We start from the raw sequence: 14505 nt of genomic DNA, 5'->3' as shown, positions 1-14505 counted from the left end.
GGCTATATCACTTTTCCGTTTCGCAGTTGAAGGTGAACGGAAGTATTTGGCTGAATAAGGATTTTCTCTGCTATGCTGCTAAACAGGTCGTAGTCGAAGTCGGAAATCAGGGGTTGATCGGCCAGCCGTTCCTGTATAAGCTGAGTCATCTGCTCCGAAGCACCGCTTTCGCTGACTTCGTATTTCGCTTTGGCACAATCCATGATAAGCTGGAGCAGTTGATCCGCATTAGCGCAGGGATTGGTCATCTGTCGGTCAATTTCATTATTCAGCCGGAGGACTTCGATGGATAAGCATTCACAATGTCTTTCTTCCGGTTTCAGCTTTTCCCGGTTTTCAATTGCCCGGTTTAATAGGGCAGTCACGCTTTGCAGCAATAGTTCGTCTGGTATGTAGTCTGTGCTGATTCCGCATTTTGGGCATTCCCACAGGATGTATCCTGTCCGCATATTGACTCGCTTGAGGATTTGCCCACAGTTTCCACAGCAGATTTTCTGGCGGATTTTTTTCATTTCCGCAGGTAGGCTGCCGCCATATTGCTTTGCCTTGGCTGCTCTGAGGAAAGCTGCTTCTTCCCACTGTTCCTTTGAAACCAGCGGCGGGAATCCTTCATCGCCTGCGTACTTGGAATTGTCCAAAATCCGGCAAATCATGGTTTTATTCCATTGCCCGGCTCCTTCCCGATAAGGAATGCCCGACAAGGAGGCATATTTGGCGAGTGTTGAAAGGGCAGCCCTTTCAATATATTTTGAAAAGATAGCCTGCACCAAAGGTCCCTCGTCAGGATGCGGGATGATTTCCCCCTTTTCCATTTGATATCCGAAGGGCAGGTATCTTTTCTTTTTCATTAGTACAACTCCTATCTTCTTTCAGCCAATTCCATTCCGTTGATTAACCGGAAACAGATGATATCTGAGAAAATCCTTACTTTAATAACCATATTGCGAAAGGCTACGGGTTCAAACTCTAAGATACTTTCCTGTTCTTCGAAAATCTTCAGAAGCAAGCGACTTGCATCGAGTATCTCGTGATAGTCATTTAAATCACGATATCTCTGAAGTTCTTTTCGCAAATTTTCCAACTTGGCATTATTGGCATTGGTTTCGCTCAAAAAAAAAGCAGAATCTATGCACTCTTTGGCTCTTAAAGTAGCCAACGCATGATTCTGCTCCAACAGATTTGCTATTTCCTTGTTCAACTGCATTGCCCCCGGATGGGACATAAAATTTTTATCACGCAAGTTTTCAACTTGTAAAATGAATGGTGTTAAAATCTCTGAGCAATTTCTCCCCAGCTTGTTATATAAGGTGATAAATGCTGCTTCCACTTCAGATTCCTGCACATTTTCCATGGTACATAATCTCTTATCACGAAAATGCCGGTAACAAGCCCACACCACAGTTCCAGCCTTGGTCACCCGTCTGCAGAATGTACTTCCGCATTCGCTGCACTCCAGCATTTTAGAAAAGGTATAAGACTGCATTTCCTTTTTTCGACCATGAAGCTGGTTTTTCTTTTTTAGAAGTTCTTGTGTCATTCTGAACACATCAGAGCTGACGATAGCTTCATGGGTGTTTTCAGCATAAAACTGACTTTTCTCCCCACGGTTCTTCACCTTCTTAAATGGGAAGGCATCTGTGGTGAAGCGTTTCTGGAATAATTCATCCCCCATGTAACGCTCGTTGGTTAAAATATAAGAAACTCCAGTGGCGCTCCACACAGGGTTTCCTTTCAACTTTGGTACTTTTGCCACCGCAAGTTCATTGGTGATCTCTTGAATACTTTTGCCTGAGAGAAAATCTCCGAATATCTTTCGGACAATTTTGGCTTCTTCGTCACAAATTAGGAAACCGCCATTTTCATCTAAACGATAGCCATAGGGTGCTTGGGATAAACGATAGGTTCCGTTTTTCATCCGCATGGCTGCGCCCCGACGCATATTCTTTGCGATAGAAGTAGACTCTTCCTGTGAGAAGGCGCTGTACATGGAAAAGTACATTTCGCTGGTCATTTGACCTGTATCAATGCCTTCTTTTTCAAAGGCAACGGCAACACCCAATAATTTGAGTTCTCGTACAGCTTGAATGCAGTCAGTACTGTTTCTGCCAAATCTGGAAATAGATTTAACCAGTATACGGTCAATCCGTCCAGCCCGGCAATCACACATAAGCCTTTGGAATTCATCACGTTTATCAGCTCTGGTGCCGGTTATACCCTCGTCAGCATAAATGTCGATAAATTCCCAATCTTCGTGTGCTTGTATCAGTTTGGTGAAATATTCCACCTGTGCTGAAAAGGAATTCAGCTGGTCATCGGAGTCGCTACTCACACGTGCATAAGCGCAAACCCGAATTTTTTGCTCTTGCGGTCTTATTGTGGGTTCGATGATTTGCACCTGTGGCATTCTCCGCACCATCCTTTCTTCGCATTCTTGGGCGACATCTATTATGACCACCCTGTAGCAACAACATTATCACAATGTCTGGTAGAAAGCTATCACGACAACTACTAAATATCGTATCTCAAAACCCGGTACCTTTCGGCAATAGCAACAGTGGCTTTGTTGTAATTTTCTGAGGTTATAACGCCATCGGCCAGCATCTTTTTCAGGGCCGAAAGTGCCATATAATACTTGATTTCATTAATCACGGCGAGGGCGGGTGTATTAGGATTGTATGTAACTTGCATATATCTGTCCCCCTTACCACGGAAGCGGAAGATCCTTTTGGATCGCTCTTTGGAAAAAGCGATTTTCCAGCCCTTTGAGGTAGAGTTCATACCGCAGGTCGCTCTCGGTGGTGATCAGTACCGTATGGTGATCCTGCAGAAACTCTAATATTTGAATCAGGATGGCGGGGTCGTGGCTCAGGCGGGTTAAATCCCGAACAAGCACAGCACGGACAAAACCGCCCTGCACTGCCTGCATCATCTGTTTTAAGCCCATGCGGGCCATGCTCCTGCCAGTGCCCATATCCTGAGAAGTCCCCACAACAGTATATCCCCGATGATTGGCTTCACTTAAAAGATTTCGCATTTGCTGGATCAGGACAAACATCCTTTTGTCGCTGCTCCGGCTGTATAGCCACATAGGGCGTTCCATATAGGGGTAAGCCATGACTGGCGGTGTTTCTTTATTCATCTATAACAATCTCCTTTACGGCATAAAATAATCCGGGCTTTTCTTTGCCCGGATGAATGCTTCCACATCTTCAATTTTTCTGGTGATACGAAGTGGAGGCAGGGTTTCCAGCACAGCCCGGTGATATCGCTTTTCGGGAGCTGCCCGGTGATCCAGAATGCTGACCACGCAGGTGTCGGTTTCGGTGCGGATCGCCCGCCCGAATCCCTGCCTGAGTTTCACCTGCATATCCGGGATAATGACAGCCCGGATATAGTCCTGCAAGGTGGGATACTGCTCCCGTTCCGCTTCACTCAATGGATCGGGAACAGGAAAGGGCAGCCGCACAATAATAAGCGATGATACCATATCGCCGGGAAAGTCCACACCTTCCCAACAGGAGCCCGCTGCGAACAGCACCGCATTCTGCGCCTGCTTGAACTGATGGATGACTTCCTGCGAATGCCGCCATACTTCCATAAGCGGAAAGGACAGTCGATCTTTCACCTGATTGTACACAGCGCCCATGAGGGAATAGGAAGTAAAAAGCACCAGAGTGTGCCCGTGCGTGGCTTCCACTAAGCGGCAGATCTGTTCTGCCAGACACTTAGCTTCCTTTTCGCTTCCCATTTGCGTCCTTGGCAAGCCGTCTGGAATGTAGAGAAGGCAGTTTTCCCTGTAATTGAAGGGAGAAACCGCAATAAAATCATCCAGCCGCTTGTTTGCGGACAGCCCCATGAGCTGGCGGGTCCTGTCAAAACTGCCCCCAGCCATGAGAGTACCGGAGGTCAGGATGGCGGGAATGCCCTTCAGCCATAGCGCCCGGCGCAGCTGTTCCGGCATTTCCCGGCTGGCAGCGCAGAGGCTGGGGCTTCCGTCCCGGCTGTATTGAATATAAAGGATGTATCGTTTATCACAGGTATAAAAAAGGTTTAGGGCTTGCTCTGTTGTTCCCAGCCGGTAGGTGATCCACCGGGGAAGGTGCGGGGCAAGCTGTTTTTGTGTCTGCCGAAGAAGGGAAAGGCAATCCCGAAGCGCCGCTTCCCGGTCCGCTGTCAAAACGAAGGCGGTGCGCTGGGCTTCCTCCAGCAGTTCTCCACGGTACATGGCTCCCATAAGGGCAGTAAACTTTTCTTTCAGTCGCTGGGCAGCCAAAATATATTTTTCTTTTTCCAGCAAGGTGCAAAGTTCGCTGAAATCTTCTGCCGATAAACTCTGCCCGTACATCTGGCGGGCTGCGTCCGGCAGCTTATGGGCTTCATCGATCACCAAAGCCCGGTAATCATTGAGAAGAGGCCGCATTTCTTGCAAGCGGTGAGCGGCGTCTGCCAACAGATAGTTGTGATTGCAAATCTGGACGAAAATCTCCGCACTTCGGGCTTCTTTCAAATATTGATGATAACGGCAGGAGCTTCTCAAAAGGCATTCCTTCGGACAAACCTTTGGAACGCAGACCTGCCGCCGGTCAAATCCGCTGAGGCCGGTCACGGCGTCCAAATCGTAATAGGTACGCAAAGAGAAAAGGGCTTTGCGCTGTCCGGCATTCTTTTGCTTCTCCTGGACGGCTGCCAGCCGCTGGGACAGCCGGGCGTCGCAGACAAAGCGTTCCTTTCCCTTGCGGATCATCGCACGGATGGGTTTCTGAATAATATGGTTTTCCAGAAAAATCCGGGACAAAAATGGGATATATTCCCCGATGACAGCGTCCTGCAGGGCTACGCTGGAGGTGGAGACCACTACCGGTTGGAAACCGGCAGGACCGGAATGGTCATACTGTTTGAGTAAAATGCAGGCGGTCAGGTAAGCGTAGGTTTTTCCGATCCCGACTCCTGCGTCGCACAGGGCGATTCTATTTTGCAGCAGGGTATCCAGCATGGCGTGGCAGAGGGAGATTTGTTCTTCCCGCACTGCCAGCCCGTTTTGAGGAAGAAGGATTCGGAAGATCCTTTCGATTTCCCCATGGGCCTGCTTTTTCAAGTCCTGATTCATTTGGCACATTCTCCTTAGAGCAAGTGCGTTGGCGGCAAACTAATGCGGCGCAGTTTGAAGCCTGCGCCACACGGATTCGCCGTCAACGGCAATCTGAATAAAATAAAGGTTTGATTTTGACGTGCCGTATTTGCTGCTCGCCCCCCGGCAACCTTGGGAACCATACGGGCAGGCTTGCAGTTGACAAGCCGTTCGCTGGCTCCCCAAGGGTCTTGCTGATTACAACCCAAGGTCGGCCAGCCCATCTGACGTGTGGGCAAACGATAATGCGTATCATAATACCCCGCCCAAGGTCGTGGCGAAAAGGGGAACTGCTCCCTCTTTCCGGTCAAAATGGATCGCTCAAAGCCAACAACACAAGCCGCCGTCCCTCAAAAGGGAGGCAGCTTATGTGCGGCTCGTCGTGGCGCTTTTTCCGGCGTCGCTCGCTCAGGCGGGAACGTACCCGCATGGCTGGTATTCACTTTTCAAGCTGCAAGGCGAACGTTTCTTTTTCCCCGTTCGCCCTATAGCCCATGAAAAAGTGCCGAGAGCTTCATGCTTCAAAAAATTTTTTTAATTTTTTTCTGAGACGTACCATTCTCAGGTTGACTGCCTTTTGCGTGAGTCCGGTCCTATCGGCAATTTCGTATCCGTTAAAACCAGACATTTTCAAAAAAGCAATCTGTATGGTGAGCTTGTCCTCTTTGGAAAGGATACGCAGCAGTTCCATATCTTCGATGCTGTCCAGCAGGGATTCGGTATCCTCGACCGGCAGCTCCAAATCCTGCGCCGACACCCAATCCACATAGGGCGACCATTCTACCTGCCGCTGCAGATACTGGCGTTCCTTATTGAACTGCGCCCAATCGTATGTATGAAGGCGTTGGATGGTTTCCTCATCCACGCCGAGTTCTCTGAGTTTCTTTTCTTCTGCTTCTTTCCAGCGGAGCCATTCTCTCTCCGCTTTGGCTTTGTTGTAAGCCATGGCTGTTTCCTCCGATCAATCTGAAATTTTTTGAAAATTCAGATTGTCGGGGGCGGCGGTCTGCCGCTATGCGTTCTTAGCCATGACCTCCTTCTGTAAACAAAAAGAAAGCGCACCCGCCAAAAGGCGAATGCGCATAATGGGACTGTATCAAATTTGGTAAAATAAGGAAGATTATGGCGGAACCATGTCGAATGAAAAAGGGCTGCAACTTCGGGAGAAGCTACAGCCCTTTCTCTGTACTGCGGTAACCATCGACAACACATCGCCGCTATCCCCTCTGTTTGGGGAAAGCGGATAAGCGCCTATGGATTCCATATTTCCCCAGCTTGATTCAGATGGGGACATTATAAAAAATAAAACCTACGATTTAGCTTTTTTCTTCCTTCTAATTACATATTTGCGGTCTATTTACCCACAAAATTTAATCGTTACTTTGTGCATTTTATCTATTTAGCTAAAATTTCAAATCGGTACCCCGGTCCTCGCTGCGTGCTTTCCTCTATGATCCGGCAGCTGGCGCCTGATGCTTCCAGCCGAAGTTTTTTCTTTAGGCTTTCTACCTGCACGATGACTTCTTTGATCCCATGTTTCATGTCCGGGTGGGGCCATATCACGTTGTGAAAAAAATCGCATGGCAGTGCTTCATTGGGATGGGAAGCAAACAAGCCAAGGATTTCAAATTCCCTTGGTTCCAACTCAACCGGACTCCCGCCGATTGTTACTTCCTTTTTGGGCTGATCGATCCGCAGCAGTTCGAATTCATAGACCTTTCCCGGACCCCGGAAAGGCTGATATTCCTGTCCACCGGCTTCATTCTTGATTCCTTCTACTAAGCGATTGGATTCATGATCGCTGCATTTGATAATTGTTACTTTAGACATACTGCTGCTCCTTCCGCAATGTTGATGATGGGAACGGATTTCTTCTGTGCGTATCGATAGGTTTGGTATGCGCCGCCATAATCGTGGTCGATGTATGCGAGTATAAGGTCCGCATGATCTACCATCCAGCGGTTCCGCTTGGTGATGGCGGCTTTGTAATAAGTATATTCTACTTCTTCCGGCAAGAGGATTTCATCATAAAAAGTTTGGTAATAGGATTTTTCGGTATTGAACTGGTTGGAAAGATGCGCAGCTACCAGACAAAGGCGGATATCCTTCTCCGGGTGCTGTTCCTTCAGTTTTCGGACAGCTTCGGCACACATCTCGTCAAACCGGCCCATTCCTCCGTTCAGGAACACTGCCCGGCTTTCGGTTTCTATGAGCTTTTCCAGTGCTTTTTTGACCTTTTCACCGATATTCGGCTCAAAAATCTGCCGGTGTCCGGCAAAACGCAGGTTACCATTCTATTTTACTCCCATTTTCCTTCTCAAAACAAAAAAGTTTCCGTGTATAAACTTCGTGAATCGCTAAATACTTTTATTATACTCTTAGCGCTATGCGAAGGTCAATAGGGTAAAATATATCTATACGCGAAATTACAAAATAGAGCGAGGTGATTGGAATGTTTGACTTTGGGAACCATTTGCGGATGCTGCGGGAACGGTACGGCATTTCTCAAGAAGAACTTGGTCGTCGTGTAGGCCGAGCCGGGTCGGTTATCAGCAACTATGAGAACAATCTCAAACTTCCTTCACTGGATGTCCTCATTACCATGTCGGAGATTTATAATGTTTCGCTGGACTACTTGGTTGGTTTTAATAAGGAGGATCAGGTCCTTCTTACGAATATGACAGAGGAACAGCGTGATTTGGTTCATCGGCTTATCAAAGAACTGAAACAAAGCACGAGGCCGGTAGGCGGTGGCTTATCTGCAGAGCAGCAGGTCATTCTCAATTTGATTATGAAGGAATTTTCTAAATAACGAATGCGGGCTGGAAACAGCCCGCTTCAGCCTGTCGAAAAAGGTCACCTTTTGGTGGCTTTTTTCTCGTATTGAGAGAGAAAATGCGGTATAATGGTGTAGGGTGATAAAAATGCTGGTAAAGAACGCAGAAAATCGAGAGCAGCTGGAATTTGTAAGTTTGGAGAACATGGTCCCGCAGGATCACTTGCTGCGGAAAATCGACGACGCCATCGACTTCAAGAAAATCTACGAATTTGTGGAGGATCTGTATTGCGAGGACAACGGCCGGCCCAGCGTTGACCCGGTGGTGCTGTTCAAGATCGTGCTGATCCAGCATATCTATGGAATTTCTTCCCTACGCCGAACCCTGGAGGAAGTGAGCATGAATCTGGCATACCGGTGGTTCATCGGGTATCCGCTGAATGAAGCGGTACCGCATTTCTCCACGGTGAGCTACAACTTCAAGCACCGATTCAACCACGCCACGGTGGAATATGTGTTCCGCTGGGTGTTGAAAGCAGCGGCAGAGGAAGGGTATCTGGACACAGAAGCGATTTTTGTGGACGGAACCCACATTAAGGCAAGTGCCAATCTGAAAAAGCAGGCCAAAAAGGCGGTCCCCAAGCAGGCAAAGCGGTACGCAAAAGAGCTGTTCGATGAAGTGAACAAGGACCGGGAGGAACACGGGAAAAAGCCCTTTTCCGATGACAGCGACAAAAAGCCGCCGGAGGAGAAGGAAACGGTGGTGTCCACCACCGACCCGGAAAGCGGTGTATTCCACAAGGGGGAGCACAAAAAGTGCTTTGCCTACGAAGCGCACACAGCATGTGACAAGCACAATTTTGTTGTTGGTGTTCACGTCACTCCCGGCAATATCCACGACAGTGTAGCCTTTGATCCTCTGTACGATGAAGTATGCCAGTATTACCCCGAGCACAAAACCGTGGTGGCGGACAGCGCCTACAAAACACCCTGGATCTGCAAGCGTATTTTTGAGAGCGGCCGCGTCCTTTCCACCTGCTATACCCGCCCCAAGACCAAAGAAAACGGCCACCCCTGGTGGGCCTATGTGTATGACGAATACTTTGACGATGTGATCTGTCCGGAATACCGTGCGCTGCATTATTCCACCACAAACCGGGAGGGCTACCGGGAATACAAAAGCCGAGGCTATCTTTGCAAGAGCTGTCCCACCAGAGGGATGTGCACCGAGAACGCCAAGTGCGAGAAAACAGTCTTGCGCCATGTCTGGCAGGACTATGTGGAGATGGCAGAGCACGTGCGGCATATGGCGGTGTACAAAGAACTGTACCGGCTGCGAAAAGAGAAGATTGAGCGTGTGTTTGCCGATGCGAAGGAAAAACACGGGATGCGTTACACGCAGTACAGAGGCTTGGCCCAGGTGACAAACTGGGTGAAGCTTAAATTTGCTGCCATGAATCTGAAAAAACTGGCCATTTGGAAATGGAATGGCCGCCATCCGGCGCCGGATGGCGGAAAACGAACAGGATGGGGGAAAAGTGTAGCTGCTGTTTTGATGCTTTTTCCGTTTCCGCTTTCGTTTCCAAGCAAAAAAACTGCTCTGGCTTAATTGCCGGAGCAGGTTTTTCTACAGGCTGAGGCTCCTGTTTCAGACAGGAGCCTTTTGGTTTGCATGGACCGGCGCGTGCCGCGGACCGGTGGGGAGACGGGACACACGGAACGCTGTCCGGTCAGGGGCTGGAACACAGGGTTATTTGTACATCGCCATGTACGGGCCGTGGGCCTCGATCAGCTCGTCGCACATTTTCACGATGTCGTCGATCGAGAGCTCGGCGGCCGTGTGCGGGTCGAGCATCGCGGCGCGGTAAATGTCCTCGCGTTTGCGTGTGCGCGCGGCCTCGATCGTCATGAGCTGCACGTTGATGTTTGTCATGTTCATCGCGGCGAGCTGCACCGGCAGACGGCCGACGTGGCAGGGATTGACGCCCATCCGGTCGATCAGGCACGGCACCTCGACGCACGCGTCGGCGGGCAGGTTGTCGATCAGGCCCGTGTTCAGCACATTGCCGCCGATCTTGTACGGCACGCCGGTGAGGATGGCCTCCATGATGTACGAGGCGTATTCCTCGGAGCGCGAATGGCTGACCTGGCCGTCCTGCAGAATCGAGGCCTTTTCTTCCTTCCAGCCCTTGATCTGGTTGACGCAGCGGCGCGGGTACTCGTCGAGCGGGATGTTGTACGCATCGATCAGCTCCGGGTATCTGGATTTGATGAACAGCGGGTTGTATTCGGCGTTGTGCTCGCTCGACTCTGTGCAGTAATAGCCGAGGCGGCGGATATACTCGTAGCGCACCATATCCTTGTGCTTTTCCGCGGCGTTTTTCTCCGCGGCACGGCGGCGGATCTCGGGATACAGGTCGTTGCCGTCCTTGTCCGTGATCTGCAGGAGCCACGCCATGTGGTTGATGCCGGCGATGAGCTCGCGGCGGCCCTCGAGTTTATCCTCCATGCCGAGACCCTTCAGCAGGTCGCGCGAGCAGGTCTGCACGCTGTGGCAGAGGCCGACGGTCTTTACATTCGTGTAGCGCTGCATATAGCCGGAGAGCATCGCCATCGGGTTCGTGTAGTTGAGGAACCACGCGTCGGGGCAGACCGCCTCGATGTCGCGGGCGAAGTCCTCGAGCACCGGTATCGTGCGCAGAGCGCGCATGACGCCGCCGATGCCGAGCGTGTCGGCGATCGTCTGGCGCAGGCCGTACTTCTTCGGGATCTCGAAGTCGATGACGGTGCAGGGCTCGTAGAAGCCGACCTGGATCGCGTTGACGACAAAGTCTGCGCCGCGCAGCGCCTCCCTGCGGTTTTCAACGCCGCAGTAGGTCTTGAGCGTGGCCCGGTCCTGGTTTGTGTTGTGGTTGATGGCGCTGAGGATGATGTAGGACTCCTCAAGGCGTTCCGCGTCGATGTCGTAAAGTGCGATTTCGCTTTCGCAGAGCGCGGGCGTGCACATGCAGTCGCCGAGCACATTGCGCGCAAAGACCGTGCTGCCGGCGCCCATAAAGGTGATTTTTGGCATAGCGATTCCATCCTTTCCCCAAAAAGATCGTGATTCGTAAAATCTTTTTGTGGCTTTATTATAGTGGGGGAACGCGCGCGTTCTCAATAGCTTTTGTTTCGGAAAATTGTTGTTTTGTTGTATTTTTGCCGGAAGTATGGTATACTGTAGAAAACGCAGGAGGGGAAGAACATGAACGCCATCAAGCACCGTGCTGAAAACCTGAACAACGGTGGCTCCGTGACCGTCTATTACTGCGGCTATGAGAAATGCGAAAGCGGGCACTTCTGGGGGCCGGCTGTGCGCAACCAGTATCTGCTGCACTATGTGATTTCCGGCTGCGGCACGTATGTGGTCGGCGGGGAAACGTATACGCTGCACGCGGGCTCCTGTTTTCTGATCCGCCCCGGGGAGCGCACGCTGTACACCGCGGACCGCAAAGACCCGTGGGAATACATGTGGGTGGCGTTCGACGGCTTCGACGTGCTCGAGATCCTGCGGCGCACCGGCCTTGTGAACCGGTACGTCGTCGCGGTCGAAAACGGCGAGGAATTCGCGCGCTATCTGCGTGAGATGATCGAGGAGTTCAGCGGCGGCAGCCTGTTCAAGGTGATGAGCTGCTTTTACGGCGCGATGTCCGTGCTGGAGAAATCGGCGCACGGCGGCGCCTATACGCGCGAGCACGAGTACGTGAACAAGGCGATCGGCTACATCAAGAGCAATTACGGCTACCCGATTCAGGTCAGCGACCTCGCCCGGTATATCGGCATCGACCGCACGTACCTTTACCGCATCTTCTTCGCCTCGGAGAGCATGTCGCCGAAGCAGTACCTGATGCAGGTGCGCATCAACGCCGCCAAAAAGATGCTCCTGAGCGGCGCGTATACCGTGGGGGAAACCGCGCTGTCCTGCGGCTTTTCGGACGCCTCCTCCTTCTGCAGCCGCTTCAAGCGCTGCACCGGCATGACGCCGAAGGCGTTTATTTTGAATAATCGGAATTCGTCCCAAAGTAGCGTGGAAGGGGAATGACAGTGCGTGAATTTAATAATTCGCAAATTCCAATAACGGATATTGAGAAGGCCATGGAACGGATCGGAAGTCCGGTGAGAGAACTCCGCCGCTTGGATGCGGGGGATGACAGCGAAGTACTGCTTTGCAATGGGCTGTTTGTCATCAAAATCCCCAAACGGCCATTTGTGCGCGTAACACAGCAAAGAGAATTTGCGGTATATTCCTTCCTCAAACAGTATGATTTACCTGCTTTGATTCCGGAAGTGATTTTTCAATGCAACGAATTTAATGTTATGTCGTTTATCCCCGGAGAAAACTTTGGCTTTCAAGAATATGCTTTGCTTTCAGAAAAGGAAAAAGAAGCGCTTGCTTCAGATATGGCGATATTTTTGCGGAGATTGCATGGTATATCGGTGCCGCTTTCAGAGAAACCGTTCTGTCAAATCTTCGAAGATAAACGCAAAAGATATTTGGAAGACCAAGAACAGCTGCTTGAAGTGCTCGAAAACCGAAAACTCTTGAATGCACCACTCCAGAAAAATATCCAGACGATATACGAGCATATCGGTCAGAATCAGGAACTGTTTGACTATGCGGCCTGTTTAGTTCACAATGATTTTAGCTCTTCCAATATGGTGTTCAGACATAATCGTCTGTATGGCGTGATCGATTTTGGAGATGTAATTGTCGGCGATCCGGACAATGATTTTTTATGCCTTCTGGATTGCAGCATGGATGACTTTGGGAAAGATTTCGGGCGAAAGGTTTTAAGACATTATGGCCATCGGAATCCACAATTAGCAGAAAGAAAAGCAGAAATCAATGATGCTTACTGGCCGATACAACAAGTCCTGCTTGGTGTTCAGAGAGAAGATCGGTCGCTTTTCTGTAAGGGGTACCGTGAACTTCTGACCGTAGATCCAGATGCCTTCATTTTATAAAAAACACAGCAAGGATCCTTGCTGTGTCAGCCTGTCGAAAAAGGTCACCTTTTGGTGGCCTTTTTCTCGTATTGAGAGAGAAAATGCGGTATAATGGTGTAGGGTGATAAAAATGCTGGTAAAGAACGCAGAAAATCGAGAGCAGCTGGAATTTGTAAGTTTGGAGAACATGGTCCCGCAGGATCACTTGCTGCGCAAGATTGACACAGCCATCGACTTCAAGAAAATCTACGAATTTGTGGAGGATCTGTATTGCGAGGACAACGGCCGGCCCAGCGTTGACCCGGTGGTGCTGTTCAAGATCGTGCTGATCCAGCATATCTATGGAATTTCTTCCCTACGCCGAACCCTGGAGGAAGTGAGCATGAATCTGGCATACCGGTGGTTCATCGGGTATCCGCTGAATGAAGCGGTACCGCATTTCTCCACGGTGAGCTACAACTTCAAGCACCGATTCAACCACGCCACGGTGGAATATGTGTTCCGCTGGGTGTTGAAAGCCGCGGCAGAGGAAGGATATCTGGACACAGAAGCGATTTTTGTGGACGGAACCCACATTAAGGCAAGTGCCAATCTGAAAAAGCAGGCCAAAAAGGCGGTCCCCAAGCAGGCAAAGCGGTACGCAAAAGAGCTGTTCGATGAAGTGAACAAGGACCGGGAGGAACACGGCAAGAAACCTTTCTCGGATGACAGCGACAAAAAGCCGCCGGAGGAGAAGGAAACGGTGGTGTCCACCACCGACCCGGAAAGCGGTGTATTCCACAAGGGGGAGCACAAAAAGTGCTTTGCCTACGAAGCGCACACAGCATGTGACAAGCACAATTTTGTTGTTGGTGTTCACGTCACTCCCGGCAATATCCACGACAGTGCAGCCTTTGATCCTCTGTACGATGAAGTATGCCAGTATTACCCCGAGCACAAAACCGTGGTGGCGGACAGCGCCTACAAAACACCCTGGATCTGCAAGCGTATTTTTGAGAGCGGCCGCGTCCTTTCCACCTGCTATACCCGCCCCAAGACCAAAGAAAACGGCCACCCCTGGTGGGCCTATGTGTATGACGAATACTTTGACGATGTGATCTGTCCGGAATACCGTGCGCTGCATTATTCCACCACAAACCGGGAGGGCTACCGGGAATACAAAAGCCGAGGCTATCTTTGCAAGAGCTGTCCCACCAGAGGGATGTGCACCGAGAACGCCAAGTGCGAGAAAACAGTCTTGCGCCATGTCTGGCAGGACTATGTGGAGATGGCAGAGCATGTCCGGCATATGGCGGTGTACAAAGAACTGTACCGGCTGCGAAAAGAGAAGATTGAGCGTGTGTTTGCCGATGCGAAGGAAAAACACGGGATGCGTTACACGCAGTACAGAGGCTTGGCCCAGGTGACAAACTGGGTGAAGCTTAAATTTGCTGCCATGAATCTGAAAAAGCTGGCCATTTGGAAATGGAATGGCCGCCATCCGGCGCCGGATGGCGGAAAACAAATAGGATGGGGGAAAAGTGTAGCTGCTGTTTTGATGCTTTTTCCGTTTCCGCTTTCGTTTCCAAGCAAAAAAACTGCTCTGGCTTAATTGCCGGAGCAGGTTTTTCTACAG

Annotated in this window: 14 protein-coding genes; 5 read left to right on the top strand and 9 right to left on the bottom strand. The window is 50.4% G+C overall.

The window, feature by feature from the left end; all coding sequences use genetic code 11:
* Window positions 1–2: 2 nt before the first annotated feature.
* The 8 genes from WGC32_RS10340 to WGC32_RS10305 all read right to left on the bottom strand — a co-directional run bounded on the left by WGC32_RS10340 (window position 3) and on the right by WGC32_RS10305 (window position 7374).
* Window positions 3–848 (bottom strand): recombinase family protein, encoded by an 846-nt coding sequence (locus tag WGC32_RS10340; RefSeq protein ID WP_342681777.1) that lies wholly within the window; start codon window positions 846–848, stop codon window positions 3–5.
* Window positions 849–859: 11 nt separating this feature from the next.
* Window positions 860–2404: a recombinase family protein gene (locus WGC32_RS10335; RefSeq protein WP_342681776.1), complete on the bottom strand. Its 1545-nt coding sequence runs from the start codon at window positions 2402–2404 to the stop codon at window positions 860–862.
* Window positions 2405–2508: 104 nt separating this feature from the next.
* Window positions 2509–2688 carry an SHOCT domain-containing protein gene (locus WGC32_RS10330; protein ID WP_342681774.1) on the bottom strand — a complete coding sequence of 60 codons (180 nt, stop codon included), beginning with the start codon at window positions 2686–2688 and terminating at the stop codon, window positions 2509–2511.
* A 13-nt stretch (window positions 2689–2701) separates the two neighbouring features.
* Entirely contained in the window at window positions 2702–3139 is a 438-nt protein-coding gene (locus WGC32_RS10325; protein WP_342681772.1) for a recombinase family protein, read from the bottom strand.
* Window positions 3140–3154: 15 nt separating this feature from the next.
* Window positions 3155–5107, bottom strand: a complete 1953-nt coding sequence (locus WGC32_RS10320; RefSeq protein ID WP_342681769.1) for an ATP-dependent DNA helicase — start codon at window positions 5105–5107, stop codon at window positions 3155–3157.
* A 535-nt stretch (window positions 5108–5642) separates the two neighbouring features.
* Window positions 5643–6074 carry a sigma-70 family RNA polymerase sigma factor gene (locus WGC32_RS10315; RefSeq protein ID WP_342681767.1) on the bottom strand — a complete coding sequence of 144 codons (432 nt, stop codon included), beginning with the start codon at window positions 6072–6074 and terminating at the stop codon, window positions 5643–5645.
* A 449-nt stretch (window positions 6075–6523) separates the two neighbouring features.
* Complete coding sequence (locus WGC32_RS10310; protein ID WP_342681765.1) at window positions 6524–6958, bottom strand: winged helix-turn-helix domain-containing protein; 435 nt, start codon at window positions 6956–6958, stop codon at window positions 6524–6526.
* The gene (locus WGC32_RS10305) at window positions 6946–7374 is read right to left on the bottom strand and encodes an SLOG family protein (RefSeq protein ID WP_342681865.1); all 429 of its coding nucleotides are present in this window, start codon (window positions 7372–7374) and stop codon (window positions 6946–6948) included. The genes WGC32_RS10310 and WGC32_RS10305 overlap by 13 nt, the downstream gene beginning before the upstream one ends.
* Window positions 7375–7580: 206 nt before the next feature.
* Between WGC32_RS10305 and WGC32_RS10300 the strand changes: the two genes are divergently transcribed.
* Together WGC32_RS10300 and WGC32_RS10295 are read left to right on the top strand one after the other, a co-directional pair.
* Window positions 7581–7940, top strand: a complete 360-nt coding sequence (locus WGC32_RS10300) for a helix-turn-helix domain-containing protein (protein ID WP_342681763.1) — start codon at window positions 7581–7583, stop codon at window positions 7938–7940.
* Window positions 7941–8052: 112 nt separating this feature from the next.
* Entirely contained in the window at window positions 8053–9513 is a 1461-nt protein-coding gene (locus tag WGC32_RS10295; protein ID WP_342681761.1) for an IS1182 family transposase, read from the top strand.
* A 141-nt stretch (window positions 9514–9654) separates the two neighbouring features.
* On the opposite strand, the gene melA is transcribed toward WGC32_RS10295, so the two are convergent.
* A complete protein-coding gene (gene melA, locus WGC32_RS10290; protein WP_283118934.1) occupies window positions 9655–10977 on the bottom strand; it encodes an alpha-glucosidase/alpha-galactosidase in 1323 nt (440 codons plus the stop codon).
* A gap of 171 nt (window positions 10978–11148) precedes the next feature.
* Between melA and WGC32_RS10285 the strand changes: the two genes are divergently transcribed.
* The 3 genes from WGC32_RS10285 (at window position 11149) to WGC32_RS10275 (ending at window position 14481) form a co-directional block, all read left to right on the top strand.
* A complete protein-coding gene (locus WGC32_RS10285; RefSeq protein ID WP_283118933.1) occupies window positions 11149–11985 on the top strand; it encodes an AraC family transcriptional regulator in 837 nt (278 codons plus the stop codon).
* 2 nt (window positions 11986–11987) lie between these two features.
* Window positions 11988–12908, top strand: a complete 921-nt coding sequence (gene aph(2'')-Ig, locus WGC32_RS10280) for an aminoglycoside O-phosphotransferase APH(2'')-Ig (RefSeq protein WP_342681756.1) — start codon at window positions 11988–11990, stop codon at window positions 12906–12908.
* A 112-nt stretch (window positions 12909–13020) separates the two neighbouring features.
* Window positions 13021–14481: an IS1182 family transposase gene (locus tag WGC32_RS10275; protein ID WP_342681754.1), complete on the top strand. Its 1461-nt coding sequence runs from the start codon at window positions 13021–13023 to the stop codon at window positions 14479–14481.
* Window positions 14482–14505: the final 24 nt, after the last annotated feature.

It is taken from the genome of Zongyangia acetica, assembly GCF_038739695.1.
Lineage (GTDB): Bacteria > Bacillota > Clostridia > Oscillospirales > Ruminococcaceae > Zongyangia > Zongyangia gallinarum.
The sequence above is the reverse complement of the archived record's forward strand: the minus strand, read 5'-3'. Positions and strand labels throughout refer to the sequence as shown.